Here is an 18,690-nt window from a genome sequence, read left to right as displayed (position 1 = left end):
AAACCTCATTTCTCTAGAGACTCATGTGATTGATGACCATCATATTTTAGCAGGCTTAGGACATAAAACGCAATTCCAATCAGTCGGTTTAAAAATGACCATAAGAACTTATTTTTGTTTAGTGGTCGCGTTTGCCAACGAATTTCGCGAGTTCCATGAGTGAATCTCGCGCAGGAGATGATGGAAGTGAAGCGAGTGCGCATTCAGCTTTTTGTAGATAGCGATCAGCAAGGTCTTGCGCACTCGTGATTCCTCCGCTTTCTTTTACAATAGCAATTGCGCGCGACACCTGATCTGGAGTTTGCGTAGGCGAGATCAACTGATTCAACTCTGCGTTTCTCTTCGCATCTTGTAATGCAAAAAGTACAGGAATCGTGATATTGCCTTGTCGCAAATCTCCACCAATCGGCTTGCCTAATCGCTCAGCAGAAGCAGTAAAATCAAGGATGTCATCTGTAATTTGAAACGCCATCCCTGCATAGTAACCAAATCGACGCAGGGTAGAAACCACGTTCGAATCCGAATCAGAGACAATTGCGCCCAGTGCACATGACATTTCAATCAGTAGTGCGGTCTTTCGTCGAATGCGCTTTAAATAATTACGAAAGCTTTGCTGTAACGAATAGAGGTCGCGAATTTGTTCAATTTCACCAACACACATCCGTTCGATCGCAATTGACAGGATGTGATGTGCGCGAGGCTGAGAAATACCGGATAGCACAGAGAGAGCCTGAGCAAAAATAAAATCCCCTGTATACATGGCAACTCGATTTCCAAAGTGAGCCTTTACAGTTGGATTCCCTCGCCTTGTCTCTGCATTGTCGATGACGTCGTCATGAACAAGTGTCGCCATATGAATCAATTCTAAACCGACCGCCACTTTTTCTAGACGATGAATGTCATAATCCCCAAATTTTCCCGCTAATAAGACAAAAACAGGGCGCAATCGCTTCCCACCTGCTTGCAGTAAATGAATCGCTGCATGTTCAAGCGCAGGCTGTGAAGAACGCAGTTGATCGCGCAATCGCTCCTCTACATAGGCGAGATCCAGTTCTAAATCAGCATATAAATCTGCAACGACCACGGTGCCATTCACCTTCTACATCGTCACGATGACGTAAGTGCGGGTTGAGGTTTGCGTCCCATGTGTAAAGCGCAAATTCCTCCCGTCAGAGCATAATGCTCAATATGTTCTAATCCAGCTTCAGCGAAAAGCTTGGCCAAAGCAAAGCGATCAGGGAACTCGATTAAAGACTCTGGGAGCCATTTATAGGGCTCTGCCTTTCCTACAGCTAGTCGTCCAACAAAAGGCAAGATACGGTAAAAATAAAAATAATAGAGTGCGCGAAACGGCGGCCATGTTGGTTTAGATAACTCTAGCGAAACAACGAGTCCACCAGGCTTTACGACTCGCTTCATTTCACGAATAACACGAGAAATATCAGGTACGTTTCGCAACCCAAAACCAATCGTCACATAATCAAATGTATTATCTGGATACGGGATATCCATCGCATTTCCTCGTACGAGTTCAATTCGATCTCCTAAATGACGCTGTTGCACTTTTTTCTCTCCAACGTCAAGCATTTCTTGACAGAAATCAAGTCCGATGACTCTGCCTTCTCTTCCTATTTGCTCGGCTAATGCGATTGCCCAATCTGCAGTTCCTGTCGCAAGATCTAGGCAATGTGCTCCTTTTTTTACCGCCATCTTGCGCATTGTGAATTTACGCCAAAGTTTATGCTGGTTGAAACTCAGTACGGAATTCATGACGTCATAGCGTCCTGCAATATGTGAAAACACATCATGCACGAATTCAGAGCGTACATGAGAGTTGTTTTCAGCCATATGGATCACCCACCTTCCATGGATGGGGCATGTTCTGTCCCTGTATTTGCATGTTGGAAGAAGCGTTCTAAAATTGCCCATCCATCTCTGCCAATCAAGTCAATCGCAACATTTTCCAGCTGACTCATCACTTCACGAAAGCCAAATAAGACACGTTTCATCGTCCCGTATTTAGAGTGAAGCGAAGATAAGCGTTTATCGCCTACTTCGCTTCGCGGTTGCATAACTAAGAAGGTGAGTTCATCTTCAGTTGCCAATTGACTTAACAGGACGTTCGCCAATGTTTTTTCGCCCGCATGATTTGAACGCTCTAACTCGCGATCATAAATATTTGCTGAGATTGCCAAATCGATAAAAGTTCGAATCCGTTCAAATGGTGCATATGCATCACATAAAGCACGTAAAAGAGCGCCGTGGATCGTGGATAAATCCTTAAGATAATCTCCTTCATTATAAGTGCCATTTAATTGTACTTCATGTACAGACATCTTCGCTTCGTTAATATTCACGATCGCTTTCGAAAAGGATTTCACCATATCAAGAAGGCCCGCTTCGACTAATAATCTATAAAATAAACTACTGAGGAAATCCCCGCCTAAAATGGTCAGTTGCCTACGTTTTTCATGGCTCGTCTTGCCCTCTGTAATAAAATCATGCATACAGAGACCATGGTACATCATGACCATCGCCGCTAACAACCGCTTTCGCACGGTAGCTCCGAGACTAGATTTTGTTAATACCGCCGCGCCTAAGAATAGTTGTAATTGCGACAAGGCGGGAAGTACTGATTCATCCTTTAGCACCTGATGCGCAATCATGTGCTCTGCGAAGGTCTGTACTTCATTCATTTGAAGACCTTCGTATAGGCTTAGGTTGTCGAGATCTACACCCACCCTGTCCATCTCCCGCCATCCACATTTGCCATCACCGCATGAAGCGCGTTCATTATATCACATTCAGGTTCATGCAAGCATGGTTTATGAGCTTTTGTCACTTACTCTTCTGTGTCAATTACGCCATGTTTAGTATAAATCATCGCTGGGCCTCGAACTTTGATGGCCGAAGTATATTCTGTGAATTGAGCCAGCATGACTTCGCCTCGATCTAGTTTTTCCAAGTGGTTAAATTTTGTTTCTTGTCCTCTCGTCAAACCAATCACTTGAACACCGCTGACTTTTGCTTTAATGACCACATAGTCTTCTTCTGTCATGAAGAATCCTCCCCCTGGGATTTGAGGTAAATTTCATCGAAAAAAAATCAGCCCACATCGTGCGGGCTGATTTTTGTGGTCGGAATGCCGGGATTCGAACCCGGGACCTCTACCTCCCCAAGGTAGCGCGCTACCAGGCTGCGCTACATCCCGTCACCTGCGAATGGTATGAATTATATCAGTCAAACGACCATTTCGCAAGTGTGAGAAAAGCGTCGAAAAAGCCCGAATCTATGGTTATTTTCTCATTTCCTCGGCAATCCTTTACGCTGCTTTTCAAGTGTCCGCAGTTCAATGCGCCGGATTTTGCCGCTCGTGGTTTTCGGCAAAGTTTCGACGAATTCGATCTCACGGGGATATTTATATGGAGCAGTAATCGCCTTTGTATGTTCTTGCAATTCTTTGATTAATTCTTCACTTGGACTCACACCTTCTTTAAGAATAACAAAAGCTTTTACAATGTGACCCCGCTCTTCATCTGGACTAGCTACGGCAGCGCATTCAGCAACCGCAGGATGGCGAACGAGCGCATCTTCAACTTCAAACGGTCCGATCGTATATCCTGAACTAATAATCATGTCATCTGCACGTCCTTCAAACCATAGGTAACCATCTTCATCAAAGCGGCCGAGATCTCCTGTCACGTAGTAGTCTTTACGAAAGGCGCGTTTCGTGCGTTCTGGATCATACAAATATTCTTTGAACAAAGTGGGGGCCGTACGCTTTACAGCAATGTCACCAACTTGTCCAACCGGTAAGGGCTGTCCATCTTCATCAATGACAGCGACTTCATGTAACGGAGAGGGCTTTCCCATTGAACCGGGTTTTACTTGCATCCCTACTTGTGTTGACACGAGCAATGAGTTTTCCGTTTGCCCATATCCATCCCGGACATAAACATTGCATTGGCGTACAAAGGCATCAATCACTTCACTATTTAGTGCTTCTCCGGCACTTACCGCGCTGCGCAGAGCTTTAGGGTGCCATGTTTGCATTTTTTTAGATTTCGCCATGAGACGATATTCAGTAGGCGTCGTACATAAAACCGAAATCGGATATTGTTCTAGCAATTCAAGATAACGTTCTGGATCAAATCGACCGGTGTAAACAAATGCAGTGCCACCTTTTCCGAGAATAGAAACAAACGGACTCCATATCCATTTTGCCCACCCTGGACTTGCTGTTGCCCACGCCCATTCTCCTTCTTGCACGTCAAACCAGTACGTTGCCGCATTCGCAATATGTGCACGCGGCCAACCATGCACGTGAACGACCCCTTTGGGTCCTCCTGTCGTCCCAGAAGTATAAGATAGAAAAGCCATTTCGTCGGCGCGGGTATCTGCAGGCTCTAAGAGAGGTTGTGCAGCAGCAAGAGCGCGGAGATCTTGAAGATCATGAAACCCCTTTCTCCTTCCTGACGTCAGAATGCGGATAACGGAGTCATCTTCAGCAAGCGCTTGATCAACCTCATCTGCGATCTGCGGAGCGACAATAACCGCTTTCACTTGCGCATGGCGCACACGATAAAGAATATCTCCTTTCCTTAGCATTTCTGAGCCTGGTAAAATGACTGCTCCTAAATGATTGAGACCAAGGTAAATCTGGTATGCATCTATCCCGCGATTGACAAGCACGAGTACTCGATCTCCTACTTGGATCCCCACATTTTTAAATGTTTGGTGTAAGATGGCTGCTTCGTCACTTAATTCTCCGTAGGTTCGTTGCGCAGTTTGACCAGTATCTGTATGAACAAACAATGCAAGATTGTCGCGGTGAGTGCGCGCATAATTTGAAATGGATGCGGCGAAATTATAATGTTCGTTCAATTCCTATTCCTCCTCAGATCAAAGCATAAATACAATTGTAATTTGAAGATTTGTTGAACTATATTCGCTTTAGATTTGAAACTTTCCTGCTTGTTTAAGAAAATAGACAACGCGCGGATCATCCGCGCGCGCCGTTAGGGGTCAGTTAGAGAATAATAGCGATTAACCCACCACTTCCTTCGTTAATAATGCGTTGAAGCGTTTCTTTTAATTTATATTGAGCATTTTCTGGCATCATGGACAGTTTTCCTGAAATTCCTTCACGCACAATGGCTGCAAGCGATTTTCCGAAAATATCGGAATCCCAAATTTTAAGCGGGTTTTCTTCGAAATCTTGCATCAGGTATTTCACGAGCTCCTCACTTTGCCGCTCCGTGCCTACAATAGGTGCAAACTCTGATTCAACATCGACACGAATCATGTGAATCGATGGGGCGGTTGCTTTTAGTCGTACACCAAAACGCGAACCCTGGCGAATCAATTCTGGTTCGTCTAACGTCATCTCTTCGAGCACAGGAGGGGCAATTCCATATCCAGTGAGTTTTACCATGCGTAACGCATCAGCTACTTTGTCGTATTCTTTTTTCGCATACGTAAAGTCCTTCATTAACTTTAATAATTGGTCTTTTCCACGAATCTCCACACCGACGACTTCTGTGAGAACTTGATCATACAATGCATCAGGAGCTGACAATTCGATGTCAGCCACTCCCCTGCCCATATCTACACTCGAGAGCGCCGCATTTGCGATAAATTCATACTGCGCAAAATTCCCCACCACTCGATCGACATCGCGCAGACGTTTAATGTCGCGAATCGTTTCGCGCACGGACGTTTCATAGTTTTTGCGCAACCAATGTTCGGGGTCAAGAACCATCACCCAACTTGGCAGATTGACATTGACTTCATGAACGGGAAATTCAAACAGTGCTTCCTTTAGGATCAACAGTACATCTTCGCTTCCCATGGTCGCGCATGAAATAGCTACGACGGGAACATCATATTTTTCGATTAAAGCAGCACGTAATGATTGTGTTTCAGGGCTATAAGGATGTACAGAGTTAACAACCATCACAAATGGTTTGCCAAGCTCCTTTAATTCAGCAATGACGCGTTCTTCTGCATCAATATAATTTTCTCGTGGAATCTCAGAAATGGAGCCATCCGTCGTCACAACTAAACCAATTGTAGAATGGTCTGCTATGACTTTACGCGTCCCGATCTCGGCCGCATCTTGAAAGGGAATTGGATCGTCATACCATGGAGTACTTACCATCCGCGGCCCATTTTCATCCTCATACCCGCGCGCTCCAGCCACTGTATACCCGACGCAATCTACGAGCCGGCAATCAATTGTAAGTCCCTCAGCGACAGTGATATGCGCTGCTTGATTAGGAACAAACTTAGGTTCCGTCGTCATAATCGTTCGGCCAGCTGCGCTTTGTGGCAGTTCATCAATGGCACGAGCGCGTTCTGCCTCATCTTGCATACTCGGCAGAACGATAAGCTCCATAAATTTCTTAATGAATGTGGATTTTCCAGTCCGTACTGGGCCAACGACACCCAGATAGATATCGCCGCCAGTTCGCTCCGCAATATCCTTGAATATATCAAATCTGTCCACGCTATTCCCTCCCTAACTTCAAAAGCCAGCGTAGATGACCAATCATGTTCTGTTGGCTGCGGGCGCCTGACGGCCTCATCTGCGCAAAGCCCTGTTTGGACGTTACATATATATGAGCTTTACGGCTCAATATGCCCGCATTGTCTTATTGGCCACAGCGAGTCCTATTTGTTTGATTTATATGCCACTGGAGAGAGAGGTAGAACGCGCGGGGGAATCTTTTGTACAAAGCAAAACAAGCAGATAATGCGTGCTTCTTGCACGACTATCTGCTTGCAAACATTGCGGAGCATAAAAGACAATTAGCGCCGTAAAGTCCAACTGTCGTTTGTGTATTTTTCTTCCATTAGGTGCAGTGCATCCTGATGTTCTTGTGCACTGATAGCATGCGGAATAAGTTCCAAGTCCAACCCCTTCGCGAATCCTTTCGCAAATGCAGCAGCTGCTTGTTCATACGTGATTTCGCGCGAGGTAAGTTGTCGTACACTAATCGCACGCTCATCAAATTCCTTGCGTGTGCGACTGCGCTCTGCTTCTGAGCGAAAAGTCAAAACGTCAAACAAGTCGTCTGGTTCAAGGTCAAGGAGCAAAGCACCGTGTTGAAGCAGTCCATTATGGGCGCGCACTTGAGCACTTCCAGCGATTTTCTTGCCTTCGACAACAAGCTCATACCAAGAGGGTGAATCAAAGCAAGCTGCCGATCCTAGTGTCGCATATTTGGCTCGCTCAGACTCTTGTGCAAGGGATACAACTTCTGCATGAACGCCAAGTTCAATGAATCCTTCGCAAAGACCCTGAGATAGCTGGCGATAGGATTCCACGACTGACGCTTTTGCGAGCGGATGATCACCAGGCACAATGACGCTATACGTTAATTCTTTATCGTGCAAAACGGCTCGTCCACCCGTCATTCTACGAACTAAGGAGAACCCGCGCGCATTTACACGACTGCGATCCACATCACGGTCGACACGCTGAAAGTAACCGATCGAAATGGTAGGTCGATCCCAAGCATAAAATCGCAATGTTGGAGGCGCTTCTCCTGCTCCAACACGCATGAGAATCGCTTCGTCTAACGCCATGTTATACGCGGCACTGTGCACACCCGTATCCAATAGGCGAAATTGATTTGGCTGCCACATGACTTACTCCGCAATGAGTGATTGATATTCTTTTGCAGAAAGCAGACCTTCAGGATGATCTGACTCAATTTCCACAGCGATCATCCAACCACCTTCATATGGTTGTTCATTCACCTTTTCTGGCGTATCCGCGAGTTCTGAATTTATCTTGACGACCTTTCCACTCACAGGTGCATAAAGATCTGAAACAGTCTTTACAGATTCAACAGTTCCAAATGTTTCACCCGCTTGGACACTTGATCCTACATCTGGCAATTCAACAAACACAATGTCGCCGAGTTCACTTTGAGCAAAATCAGTAATCCCAATATAAGCAGTGGTACCTTCCATGCGAACCCACTCATGCTCTTTCGTATACAACAAATTCTCTGGTGCTTGACTCATTTGTTTGACCTCCTCGCAATATGTATGTTTGTCATTGTATCACTTAAGGAAACATCCAGCCAGTTGTCGCGTCTTGAATGAACGGCTCCATTTCATGTGTTCTGGTTCGCGACATCAATTCATCCACTGCAAGGCGCGGACTTTTTTGGTTAAAAAGAATATCTCCAATTGCAGAGGCAATAGGCATGGGTACTGCGACTTCATTTGCTACAGCAAGTGCAACTTTCGTAGTTCGAACGCCCTCTACGACCATTCCGACTTTTTGAAGGGCATCGTCCAATGAAAACCCCTGCCCTAGCAAGTAGCCAGCGTTCCAATTTCTGCTGTGACGACTTGTACAGGTTACAATGAGATCCCCTACACCCGTCAAGCCAGAAAAAGTATTAAAAGCAGCTCCTAGACGAATCCCAAGTCGTGAAATTTCAACTAATCCACGTGTCATGATCGCAGCCCGCGCGTTGTCCCCATAACCAAGCCCATCTGAAATGCCGCACCCTAAAGCGATGATGTTTTTTAATGCGCCCCCAAGTTCAGCGCCCACCACGTCTGGATTGGTATATACGCGAAGCACTCGATTCATCAGCATATCTTGGATGTATTCCGCAGTACTTTTAGACGCACTAGCGACGACAAGTGTTGTGGGCAGTTCGCGCGATACCTCTTCAGCATGACTGGGTCCACTTAGAACAGCAAGATTTTGTTCTTGCAAGAATGGGCAAGAATCTAAAATGACCGTTGACATACGTGCCATCGTTCCGACTTCAAGCCCTTTAGTCGCATGAGCAACTTTCACTTTACTCTTTGACTGCAGCAGTGGTGCAATGCGTTCACAGGTTTCGCGCATTGCGTGAGAAGGGACAACAAGCACGATCAGATCGGCATTCGCAATGTGCTTTTCGTCCGATGTTGCAAATATTGCTGGATGGAGCGAGACGCCTGGTAGATACTGCTTATTTGTATGATGTTGGTTAATTTCTTGTATGAGCGAGTCGCGGCGAGCAAGCAGTGTCACCTCATGACCGTTTGTCGCAAATACGGACGCGAGTGCAGATCCAAAACTCCCTGCGCCTACCACCGCGATACGCTGGATCAAACTTGTTTCGGCATTCATCGGCCGTTATACTCCGTTTCTCTACCGTGATCGTGTTAGCGGGAAAAAATGCGATGTTCTACGCCCTTGCGCAGGCGCGTAATATTTGTTCGATGACGCCAAAATGTCATAAGTAAAATGATGACACTAACCCAGATATAAGGAGCGGGTGTATGCATCGCGATTTGAAAAATAGGAGTAAGTGTAACAAAAGTGAGCGCAGCTAATGAGACATAGCGTGTGAGTAACAAGAGTGCAATCGCCACTAAACCCGCGTATAGAGCTGGTGGAAAACTAAGTGTAGCTAAAACACCAATGGTAGTGGCAACTCCTTTGCCGCCGCGAAAGTTAAAATAGATCGGCCAATTATGACCAATAATTGCCGCTAACCCAGAAAGCGCCATCGCCCACTGCGAGCCGTTTGTCGCGAGATGGGCAAACGCGATGGCAAGAATTCCCTTAACGATGTCAGCGACAAGTACCAGCAGTGCAAGTTTTGGACCGAGCACGCGTAGCGTGTTGGTTGCTCCTGCATTGCCGCTTCCATGATCGCGAATATCGACACCAGACGCCACTTTCCCAGCAATGTAACTACTGCTGATCGCTCCAAGCAAATAAGCAAATATAATACTTAGAAAGAGCATCACGATCCCCCTTAACGGAGTAAAGCTAGTTTCGCTCATGCGAGTTGCGCTCGCGAATGAGAATACGCATCGGAGTCCCAAGGAATCCAAATGATTCTCGCAATTTATTTTCTAAATACCGCTCATAAGAAAAATGCATCATTTCTGCACGATTTACAAATATAGCAAACGTCGGAGGCTTAACAGCTACTTGTGTCGCGTACAGAATTTTTAAACGCTTTCCTTTATCCGTCGGCGGTGGCACCATAGCGACAGCTTCTTGAACAATGGTGTTTACAGTCGAGGTAGCAATGCGTTGTGCGTGATTTTCTGCCGCCTCCGCAGCAATCTCAAGAACACGCCGAACACGTTGACGCGTCTTTGCCGAGACAAAAACAATAGGTGCCCAAGAAAGAAAAGGAAAATGAGAGCGGATCATCTTTTCAAATTCCTGTGCAGTTTTCCCGTTTTTCTCAATTGCATCCCACTTGTTTACAGCCACGACAATTGCTTTGCCTGCATCCAGCGCATATCCAACAACACGCTTGTCTTGTTCGATGATTCCTGAGTCTGCATCAATGACTAGAACCGCAACATCACAGCGTTCAATCGCACGCAGGGCACGTAAGACGCTGTATTTTTCTGTTGCTTCGTACACTTTCCCTCTTTTGCGCATACCAGCTGTATCGATCAAAACAAACCGCGTCTCATCCATCGTAAATGCTGTATCGATCGCATCGCGCGTCGTTCCTGCAACTTCACTGACTAGAACGCGATCTTCCCCAAGAATCGCATTGATCAAGGATGATTTACCCACATTGGGTCGACCAATTACTGCAACTTTAATTGCGTCTTCATCAATCTGATCTAGGTCAGTGCTCGCAGGCGGGAAATAGTCAAAGACAGCGTCTAATAAATCACCAATCCCTAAAGCGTGTTCAGCAGAGATTCCTATCGTCTTATCAAAACCAAGTCCATAGAAATCATACGCCAGAGCGTTTCGCTCCGCGCGATCCAACTTATTTACCGCAACAATAACTGGTTTTCCTGATCTGCGCAAGAGGTTTGCAATTTCTTCGTCAGCTGACGTCAGACCAACTACTCCATCTACGACAAACACGATGACCTCTGCTTCATCAATCGCGAGTTCGACTTGTGCCCGAATGCGTGTAGCGATCGCATCTACTTGTCCAAGTTCTAATCCCCCTGTATCAATAACGCGAAAGGACCGTGAGCGCCACTCGGTAGAAGCATAGATGCGATCTCGGGTAATACCAGGTCGATCCTCAACAATGGCAAGACGTTGTCCAACAATCCGGTTGAATAACGTTGACTTTCCTACATTTGGCGTTCCTACAATTGCCATAACGGGTGCTGCCATATCTATTCCCTCCTTTCAAAACAAGTTAACTGCCACTGACGGCATTTTGGACACGAGCAAAAGTTGCTTCATAGCGCCGCCGCGCAGGTAATGCATGGGTTTTTCCAAGTGCGCCATAAACCAGTCCACTCGCATTTGGCGGTACGACAAGAATCTCCTTTTGCAATTGATCTCGGACTTGTTCAACTTCATAATCGTCAAGGAAAATATCCGCATCGTCTTTTAACATGACATCTGGAAGAAGAACCGTGTCTGCTGCAATTTGATTTTTTAACTGTTTGACGATGTCTTGTCCTGTAATTAAACCTGTTACGGTTACTTGATCGCCATAGAAATCATTGGAAACAATATGAACATCTACGGTCAATCCACGAATGGCATTTAATCGTTCTGCGACTTGCCGGATGATTTTTTGTGCTGAAACGCCTGTGACCACAGCGACATGACGTTTGCGAGAAAGTTTTTGCGGCAATTTTTTTTCAAGCACGGCAAACTCATCAAGTAGTGTTCGCAATAAACCGACGCCATTTTCGATCTGAGCAAATTCATCATAATATAGCGCAGACGGGATTTCACTGTCTCCAATACAATAAAATTCATCTGCAGCATGAACAAAATTCACGCCCAAACGAGGGCGTAAGCGCTCTTGCCAGTTTGCAATTTGAGCAGTCACATGACGCGCTTCAGCAGCTGTACAGTTTCGCAAATCAGCCAATCCACGGCGATGTTTCGTCAATCCGACTGGGACAACTGACAGAGTTCGCACTGCAGGGTAAAATTGTGCTAAGTCTTCAATCGTGCGATCGAGTTCCGTTCCATCATTCCATCCAGGGCACAACACAATTTGTGTATTCATTTCAATTTCGTGTTGTGCGAGATACGCAATCTGGGCAAGAATCTCTCCAGATTTTTTATTTCCAAGCATTCGTTCACGCAGTTCTGGATTTGTTGTGTGAACGCTGATATTGAGTGGCGACATACGTAACGCCGCAATGCGTTCTAATTCGCCTTCACGCAAATTCGTTAAGGTCACAAAGTTTCCGTGCAAAAAGGATAGTCGATAATCGTCATCGCGCATATTTAATGTTTTGCGCATGTTTTTAGGCACTTGATCGACAAAGCAAAATACGCACTTGTTGTGACATAACCGAACTTTGTCAACTGTAGCGTGTTCCCACTCAACGCCTAGTGTTTCGTCGTACTCTTTTTCTACTTCAATGATCCATTCTTCCCCATTGCTCTTGCGAACATCGAGGGAAATCTCTTCTCCAGCTAAAGCGAATTGCAGATCAATGACATCGCGAATGGGCTGTCCATTAATTGCGACAATGTCATCTCCTGGTTCAATTTGCAGTTCTTCAGCTAGTGAACCAGGAGCTACAGTTAGCACTTTTGGCATCACGCTTGCCCCCCTAACCATTGCGACATTATCGCAAAAAATAGCGGATAACGTCAATTACAATTTAAATTTTTCTCTAAGGACATCACCAAATAATTCCCCTAATGTCGCGCTCGTCGGTTCTGCCTTTGTCTGCGTCTGTGTTGGTTGTCGCGTGACAGCAGGCTTTTGTTGCTCTTTCACAGCTTCTCGAATGGATAGTGACATTCGCTCTTCTTCGGGTTTCAATTCGAGGATTTTTACGCGCACCTGATCACCGGGTGTCACAACAGCAGCAGGCGATTCGACTCGGCCGCTGGACAACTGAGAAATATGGACAAGTCCTTCAATTCCCGGGGCAACTTCAACAAAAGCTCCAAATGATGCGAGTCTTTTTACTGTTCCCGAGACAATCTGTCCGACATGAAACTGTTCTGAAACGCTGCGCCAAGGATTGGTGTCTTCAAGTTTCATACTTAAAGAAATTTTCCCTTGGTCAGGATCAATGCGCAACACTTTCACGCGTACTTGATCTCCGGGGTGAACCACATCTTCAGGACTCTTTACGCGCGCAAATGACATTTCGGAAACGTGCAAGAGTCCATCGACTCCGCCCAAATCGATAAAAGCGCCAAAAGGTGTTAAGCGAGCAACCGTACCTGTCACAATTTGTCCAACTTCAAATTCTCGCAACTTTTGTGTGCGAAGTGATTGCTGTTCCTTTTCTATTGCATGTTTTCGAGAAATAATTAAGCGCCGTTGTTGTTCATCCAATTCCGTTAGGATGACAGCAATGGTTTTTCCTTCGTAAATGCTTAAATCGCTTTGAAAGTGAAAATCGATTAATGAAGCGGGAAGAAACGCGCGTAACCCTTCTACGTCAGCCACAAGTCCACCTTTTACTGCAGACAAGATCTTTACTGGAAAAGTTACTTGATGCTCGAAGCGCTCGCGTAAAACGGCCCAAGTTTCTGCATTGACAGCGTCTTTGCGCGAGAGTTGCAAAGGATGCGCTGCATCGCCAAGATCGATGATTTTTGCGAGAATGCGTTCACCTACCGCAACTACCCCTTCAAGGGTCGAGAGGCGAACATCTGACCATTCTTTGCGCGTGATTTGTCCAATTTTTTGAGAGCCGAACTCTGCGTGAACTACATTTGCTGCTACTGCGGTTACGGTCGCTTCTACAATTGCTCCAACATGTAGTTGGTCTGTACTCTCATTGCTTTGCTGCGTGGTTTCCTGATTTGAAGTCTGTTCTGTCATTGTATTTCCTCCTTATCCGGCCGCAGATATGGCTGTAGTTTGCGCAGTCCCGCAAAAAAACCAAGGATGACCGGAATGTACAGAATGACCGCCCATGTAAGTGATAGTACATGAAAGCGATAGAAAGAACCAATTGCCAGTGCGTACGCAATAAAAACAGCGCCGACTTTGCGCATGTTCCGGACGACTCTTCTACGCTTTTTGGCATCTTCGTTTGGTACTGCTCCCAATACTCCACTGTACAGCCATAACGCAAAAAACGCAAAAAGTCCCACTGCGAAAATTTCAAGAATGCGCTGAATCACGAGTGGCTTCCTCCAATACATCATACATAGCGGACGCAATCCTAGCTTCGGCAAATTCAGCGATTGAGAGCTCAGCAGCTTTTGCTGCTTCTGGCATCACGACAAAAGGTTCACCAAAAACGATGCGCACTTTGCCAAATAAGCGATAAGGACCTATAATGGCAACCGGCAAAATCGCTGCTTGTGAGCGACTTGCTAGCAAAGCAGCTCCTCGTTGTAATGGGTTAAGTCCTTTCCCCGTGCGATTTCTTGTACCTTCTGGAAAAAGCACAAGTGCACCGCCTAAACTGAGAATGTGAAGTGCAGTTTTAATGGCTGCGCGATCATTACCACCCCGATGAATGGGAAAACCGTGGACAGATTTTATCAGCATACCAAGTGGCTTAAAGCGAAATAATTCCTCTTTAGCCATGAAGGAAACTGGACGTTTCATAGAGATACCGATAAGTAGCGGATCCCAATTAGAGATGTGGCGCGAACAAATAAGTAATGCTCCTTGTTCGGGTATATGATTTGCACCTTGAACAGATATTCGGAAAATCAGGCTCATCAACAGTTTGACCGCAAAGCGACCGATATAATACATAAGTTTTAGGGCTAACTCCTTTTCCTTAATTGGCGATATTCACAAAGTGCGACGATCATTTCTACGACCTCATCAACTGAAAGTGTCGTCGTGTCAAGTAAGACAGCATCTTGTGCTTTCCGTAAAGGTGAAGCTGTTCGCTGTTCGTCATTTTCATCACGTTTTGCAACCGTCTCAAGTACATCTGCATAGGTTCCTTTATACCCTTCGCGCACTAATTCGTCATAGCGTCGTTTGGCACGCGTTTCAAGAGAGGCAGTCAAGTAGATCTTGACGTCAGCATCTTTCAGTACGTGCGTTCCAATATCACGTCCATCCATGACAACACCAGTTGCTTCGCTCGCCATTTTTCTTTGTCGTTCTACGAGTTTCTCGCGCACCAAGCGATGCATTGCAACTGTAGAGACAAGCGCCCCAACTTCAGAACTGCGGATCGCTTGTGTCACATCTTCTCCTCCAAGGTAGACCGTTTGACCTTGTGCTCCTGGAATGAAGTGAATGTCAAGTGATTCCGCAAGCTGCGCGAGATGTATTTCATCATGAATGGAAATCCCCATGCGTAGTGCATTCCAAGTTACACTACGATACATAGCGCCTGTGTCAATATAAGGAATAGAGAGCCGATTCGCGACACGTTGTGCAACTGTGCTTTTCCCTGCTCCTGCCGGACCGTCAATAGCGATATACATGGTCACGTGAAAAGTATCGTCCTCTCTAGTAAAGAATCAAGTGGAGCATTGCAAAAAAGTTTACTCCTTTTAACCAAGCCCTTTGGCGCGCAACTCGAGTTGGCGTTTAAACGCATACTGGATAATGCGCTGCTGGGCGGAGCTTGAGATGTCAGTAAAACGAATGGAAAAGACAGGAGAAGGCAGCACTTCGTGTGGATGTGCGCGTAAAACAAGTCCTTTCGCACTAATCGGTGAAAGTGATGGTGCATCGTTTGGCAGTGAAAACTGAACCGTGATCGCATCTCCAGGTTCAATTGCAACTGCTGCGTCTGGGTGAAATCGCATACCCCCAGCACTAATATCATGCGTCATCCCCTTGCCACGCAAAAGTGTTTGTTCGCCTTCTTTTTTGGTGACAAGGAAGGCAACTGGAAACGTCGCCGGGACACGCACAAACGCACGTCGCTGAATGCGCTTGATGCTCTCTGTAGCCGGGCGCGGAATTTCATATCCGCGTAGCGCTCCTACAGTCACTTGACGCACAATGGATGTTTCAAACTGATGAAGCGAGCCATCCATTGCGGAATACGTAATGAGTACGAGATCATTTATCATGAAGGACAATTCTTCGCGGCGATTTGTAATCATAGGAATATCAAAAAACACAGCAGTTTTCGTCAGATCAATGACTCGTGCATCAGCGCGGACATTATCGTGCAAACGCACAATTGATATCTTTTGTCCTAATTTAGGTAATGCCATCGTTTCACCCCGCTCGTCTCTTGATTATAACGTGGTTTAGAAAAACATAAAAGAGAGGTGGCATCACCTCTCTACTAAGTGAATGGATCACTTCGCATCATTTGATCACTATATGTTTCGTGTCTCTGCCTTTGTCAATTTGTCAATCTTGAGAACTTGTCCTGTATTTGCATCCACATCCACATGAAAGACATTGTAAACGCTTTGCCCCGCAATATCATACGCAAGGACTGGTTGATGTGAACTGTTTTCAATGAGAGCTAAATGGATGCTGGTAATGTGAAAATCGGGATGTAACGCTTCTTTTGCCTGCTCTGGTGTTAGTCGATGTTGTAGCGAGATGTTGACTGGTTGTGCCGTAAGGAATTTAGTGGCATCGTAGTGTGTAACGTCACCCGTAGTTAAGTCTATCTTCATGAGCACCGGTTCAGTTAAGAGGCGAACGCCGGAATGTAAAGGGACAAAAGTATAATTCGCCATTCCGTCATATGCAACAGCCTTTTCTTCAATGAACCCAGTTAATCTTTGTTGTTGGAGGAAGCGTTCGGCATCGCGTGCGCCTTGTTCTACTGAAAGGCGTGGGCGTCCGGCCACCACTAAACCATCACGTGCCATCCAGAGAATGGCTCCTCCGTGCTTGGTGATAGCGACATAACTTGGCGCCGCTTTTGGCGTCGGAGATACGGTGATGAGATATCCAGGAACTCCGTACCCTAAGCCAAGTGATTCAGCAGTAGCGTGCGCCCGTGAACTTACACCTAGCACGCTGCGCGCACGTGCGATGGCAGTTGCTGAATCAATCCAAGGCCCTGTGGATGTATTCGTTTGAACGCTGTGAAAATGGGAATTGGATTCCTCGTGCGGCTTTGTCATCGCATCTTGAATGTTCAGCTTAGGAACGTGCTTGCCGATTTCTGAAAAATACTGTTTCGCTTGTTGGGTAACCGTAAAAGTTGGAGCCGCAAAAGTACTTGTCATGTGAATGATCGTGTTTTTGTGCTGCATCATTTGCGTCTGTACACTTCTTGCAGCTCGTTCGACATCTGTTGCTTCGCGATAGAGAAATTGAATTTGTTTGCGCTCATTTGTGCTAAATGGAGTTCCATTTGCATGCTGATCAGAAAGGGCTTCTGTTTTTTGAATCATTGTACCTAAAAAACGCTGTAACCCACTCTGCTGGGTAAGAGTTTCAGGAAGATGACTGGCATACGACTCAGCTCTCGCAGCTTCACTTGCAGCAAGATGCAGTTGCCGAACGATTTCTCCCCCTGATTTTGGGACTAACGCATTTGCGAGTGCATCTTGTAATTCATCTAGATTATAGATCATACTGTGAAAAGCCGATTGATACCCAGATTCTAACTCAGCAAGAGAAGCAGCTTGCAAGCGATGTTCTTGATAACCATACAACGACATACCAATGAAACCTAATGCTAAAGCGGGGATGACCCATCCTGCTGACGTCCGTTTAACGCGTTTCTTCTTCATGTTTCTTCTCCCTCCTATTTCGCAAACACGTGGTTGCCGATTCGGAGCATAATCGGTTGCGACCAAATCCATTGTGACGTCGAAGTTGCGGGATTCCAGTAATACAATGCACCATTTGTAGGATCCCACCCATGAATCGCGTCCATGACCGCGCGGACGTTTTCTTGATGCAATCCAAGCCAAGCTTGGCCATTAGAAATTGACGTAAATGCACCCGGCTGATAGATAATAGCTGGAATGGAGTGTGGGAATAAATTGCTGTGATAACGATTTAAGATAACAGCGGCTACAGCGACTTGACCGACAAAAGGCTGATTGCGCGCTTCGCCATATACTACATGAGCCATGAGGTTGATATCGTTTTGCGAAAAGCCGTCAGTCCCACCTGAATTTGCTACATTCACTACAGATGTGGCAGTTTGATTATTTTGTGCGGTATTTGTCGTTTGCGAAGAAGCGGGGGGTGTCGCAGTATTTGATGAAGCTGCTTGCGTTTGTTGATTTCCCGGCCAATTGACGGTTGCTTTGTCAAGTTTGTCCCATGTTTGCGCGGTGAGAGAACCGTTGACAGGCATGCCAAAGGCATATTGAAAATCGCGAACAGCCCAATAAGTGCGCCAATCATAAATGCCATTGATTGGTCCTGTATAGTATCCAAGAAATTTCAAACGACTTTGCAACTCACTGATTTGTGGTCCGCGACGCCCGACACCAGGCCACCCCGCAGTTGCTAGATGCAATCGTTGTGCTGTTTGCGCGTCGTACTGTCCTGTCACCGGCATGCCAAAAGCGGATTGAAAATTACGAACTGCCGCTGCTGTAAGATCTGTGTAGGTTCCGGTTAAAGTGCCATGATAATACCCGAGATAGCCAAGACGGCTTTGTAAATCGATAACATCTTGACCTTGACTGCCAATCGTTAATGTGTCTGCCATGACTGCACCCTGTGGTAATCCCCAAAGTGACAGAACAATACCGAGCATAGCGGTTATTCTTGCGATACGTTTTATCCAACTCATAACCTACATCCCCCTAAAATTCACGTCATCGCCTGTGCCCTCTTGTAGTGTTGTACAATGCGTACCCGACTATGTAAGAGAACAGAA

At 46.0% G+C, this 18,690-nt stretch carries 19 protein-coding genes and 1 tRNA gene; all 20 read right to left on the bottom strand.

Annotation, left to right across the window (positions count from 1 at the left end; all coding sequences use genetic code 11):
• Positions 1 to 118: 118 nt before the first annotated feature.
• Complete coding sequence (locus tag BM613_RS00230; RefSeq protein ID WP_109429156.1) at positions 119 to 1,084, bottom strand: polyprenyl synthetase family protein; 966 nt, start codon at positions 1,082 to 1,084, stop codon at positions 119 to 121.
• 23 nt (positions 1,085 to 1,107) lie between these two features.
• Complete coding sequence (locus tag BM613_RS00225) at positions 1,108 to 1,848, bottom strand: demethylmenaquinone methyltransferase (protein WP_109429155.1); 741 nt, start codon at positions 1,846 to 1,848, stop codon at positions 1,108 to 1,110.
• 5 nt (positions 1,849 to 1,853) lie between these two features.
• Positions 1,854 to 2,741 (bottom strand): heptaprenyl diphosphate synthase component 1, encoded by an 888-nt coding sequence (locus tag BM613_RS00220; protein WP_181362788.1) that lies wholly within the window; start codon positions 2,739 to 2,741, stop codon positions 1,854 to 1,856.
• Positions 2,742 to 2,842: 101 nt separating this feature from the next.
• Entirely contained in the window at positions 2,843 to 3,058 is a 216-nt protein-coding gene (mtrB, locus tag BM613_RS00215; protein WP_109429153.1) for a trp RNA-binding attenuation protein MtrB, read from the bottom strand.
• Positions 3,059 to 3,134: 76 nt separating this feature from the next.
• Positions 3,135 to 3,211, bottom strand: a tRNA-Pro gene (locus tag BM613_RS00210).
• 92 nt (positions 3,212 to 3,303) lie between these two features.
• On the bottom strand, positions 3,304 to 4,884 hold the full coding sequence (locus BM613_RS00205; protein WP_109429152.1) for an acetate--CoA ligase: 1,581 nt from the start codon (positions 4,882 to 4,884) through the stop codon (positions 3,304 to 3,306).
• Positions 4,885 to 5,029: 145 nt separating this feature from the next.
• Entirely contained in the window at positions 5,030 to 6,508 is a 1,479-nt protein-coding gene (gene spoIVA / locus BM613_RS00200) for a stage IV sporulation protein A (protein WP_109429151.1), read from the bottom strand.
• A 302-nt stretch (positions 6,509 to 6,810) separates the two neighbouring features.
• On the bottom strand, positions 6,811 to 7,650 hold the full coding sequence (locus BM613_RS00195) for a lipoate--protein ligase family protein (protein ID WP_109429150.1): 840 nt from the start codon (positions 7,648 to 7,650) through the stop codon (positions 6,811 to 6,813).
• Between the two features lie 3 nt (positions 7,651 to 7,653).
• A complete protein-coding gene (gene gcvH / locus BM613_RS00190) occupies positions 7,654 to 8,034 on the bottom strand; it encodes a glycine cleavage system protein GcvH (protein WP_109429149.1) in 381 nt (126 codons plus the stop codon).
• A 43-nt stretch (positions 8,035 to 8,077) separates the two neighbouring features.
• On the bottom strand, positions 8,078 to 9,145 hold the full coding sequence (locus BM613_RS00185) for an NAD(P)H-dependent glycerol-3-phosphate dehydrogenase (RefSeq protein WP_146192735.1): 1,068 nt from the start codon (positions 9,143 to 9,145) through the stop codon (positions 8,078 to 8,080).
• Between the two features lie 35 nt (positions 9,146 to 9,180).
• Positions 9,181 to 9,774: a glycerol-3-phosphate 1-O-acyltransferase PlsY gene (gene plsY, locus BM613_RS00180; protein ID WP_109429174.1), complete on the bottom strand. Its 594-nt coding sequence runs from the start codon at positions 9,772 to 9,774 to the stop codon at positions 9,181 to 9,183.
• A gap of 19 nt (positions 9,775 to 9,793) precedes the next feature.
• Positions 9,794 to 11,128 (bottom strand): ribosome biogenesis GTPase Der, encoded by a 1,335-nt coding sequence (gene der, locus BM613_RS00175; RefSeq protein ID WP_109429148.1) that lies wholly within the window; start codon positions 11,126 to 11,128, stop codon positions 9,794 to 9,796.
• A 25-nt stretch (positions 11,129 to 11,153) separates the two neighbouring features.
• Complete coding sequence (locus tag BM613_RS00170; RefSeq protein WP_109429147.1) at positions 11,154 to 12,527, bottom strand: DUF512 domain-containing protein; 1,374 nt, start codon at positions 12,525 to 12,527, stop codon at positions 11,154 to 11,156.
• 57 nt (positions 12,528 to 12,584) lie between these two features.
• Entirely contained in the window at positions 12,585 to 13,772 is a 1,188-nt protein-coding gene (gene rpsA / locus BM613_RS00165; RefSeq protein ID WP_109429146.1) for a 30S ribosomal protein S1, read from the bottom strand.
• Positions 13,769 to 14,077, bottom strand: a complete 309-nt coding sequence (locus tag BM613_RS00160; protein ID WP_109429145.1) for a hypothetical protein — start codon at positions 14,075 to 14,077, stop codon at positions 13,769 to 13,771. Before BM613_RS00160 ends, rpsA begins: the two co-directional genes overlap by 4 nt.
• The gene (locus BM613_RS00155) at positions 14,058 to 14,627 is read right to left on the bottom strand and encodes a lysophospholipid acyltransferase family protein (RefSeq protein ID WP_245926177.1); all 570 of its coding nucleotides are present in this window, start codon (positions 14,625 to 14,627) and stop codon (positions 14,058 to 14,060) included. The genes BM613_RS00160 and BM613_RS00155 overlap by 20 nt, the downstream gene beginning before the upstream one ends.
• 47 nt (positions 14,628 to 14,674) lie before the next feature.
• Positions 14,675 to 15,352: a (d)CMP kinase gene (gene cmk, locus BM613_RS00150; protein ID WP_109429143.1), complete on the bottom strand. Its 678-nt coding sequence runs from the start codon at positions 15,350 to 15,352 to the stop codon at positions 14,675 to 14,677.
• Positions 15,353 to 15,421: 69 nt separating this feature from the next.
• The gene (locus tag BM613_RS00145) at positions 15,422 to 16,096 is read right to left on the bottom strand and encodes a flagellar brake protein (protein ID WP_109429142.1); all 675 of its coding nucleotides are present in this window, start codon (positions 16,094 to 16,096) and stop codon (positions 15,422 to 15,424) included.
• 108 nt (positions 16,097 to 16,204) lie between these two features.
• Positions 16,205 to 17,584 carry a PepSY1/2 domain-containing protein gene (locus BM613_RS00140; protein WP_181362787.1) on the bottom strand — a complete coding sequence of 460 codons (1,380 nt, stop codon included), beginning with the start codon at positions 17,582 to 17,584 and terminating at the stop codon, positions 16,205 to 16,207.
• A gap of 14 nt (positions 17,585 to 17,598) precedes the next feature.
• A complete protein-coding gene (sleB, locus tag BM613_RS00135; RefSeq protein WP_109429140.1) occupies positions 17,599 to 18,603 on the bottom strand; it encodes a spore cortex-lytic enzyme in 1,005 nt (334 codons plus the stop codon).
• Positions 18,604 to 18,690: the final 87 nt, after the last annotated feature.

Source organism: Sulfoacidibacillus thermotolerans (assembly GCF_003144315.1).
Classification (GTDB): domain Bacteria; phylum Bacillota; class Bacilli; order Alicyclobacillales; family SLC66; genus Sulfoacidibacillus; species Sulfoacidibacillus thermotolerans.
Note: the sequence above shows the minus strand (reverse complement) of the source record. Positions and strands in the feature narration are given on the sequence as shown.